The following is a 553-nucleotide window of genomic DNA, read 5'->3' on the forward strand; positions in this document are numbered from 1 at the left end:
GAGATCGTTGGCCCACACCGCCTTGTTGCCGCCCGTACAGATCTCATCCGAGAGGGCCAAGGGTCCAACACCGTCCGTCTCATCGTCGACGGCTTGGCTTGTCGCTACAAAAGCCTCGATAATGGAAGTCGGCAGATCGTCGCCTACCTTGTCCCCGGGGATTTCTGCGACCTGAACGTCTTCCTGCTCAGGGCCATGGACCACAGCATCGCGACGATTTCGGCCTGCACGGTGGTGGACATCCCACGTCATCGCATTGTGGAGATGACCAACCGCGTCGAACTCACCCGTGCCCTTTGGTGGGTGACGCTCGTCGACGAAGGCACCTTGCGGGAATGGCTGCTCAACGTGGGACAGCGTCCGGCACTTAAACGCCTCGCCCACCTGTTCTGCGAACTCTACTTCCGAATGCAGGCGGTCGGCTTGGTCGTCAACGACAGCTACGTCCTTCCCCTGACTCAGATCGATATGGCCGACTCCATCGGGTTGTCGCCGGTCCACGTTAATCGGTGCCTGCAACAGCTACGGGAGATGGGCTTCGTCACGTTTAAGA

Annotated in this window: 1 protein-coding gene; it reads left to right on the plus strand. The window is 59.7% G+C overall.

Annotated elements, in window-relative coordinates:
- A partial coding sequence (locus D3273_RS27985; protein WP_165359780.1) for a Crp/Fnr family transcriptional regulator occupies positions 1–553 on the plus strand: 553 nt, incomplete at both ends.

The sequence above is a fragment of the Lichenibacterium minor genome, assembly GCF_004137685.1.
Lineage (GTDB): Bacteria > Pseudomonadota > Alphaproteobacteria > Rhizobiales > Beijerinckiaceae > Lichenihabitans > Lichenihabitans minor.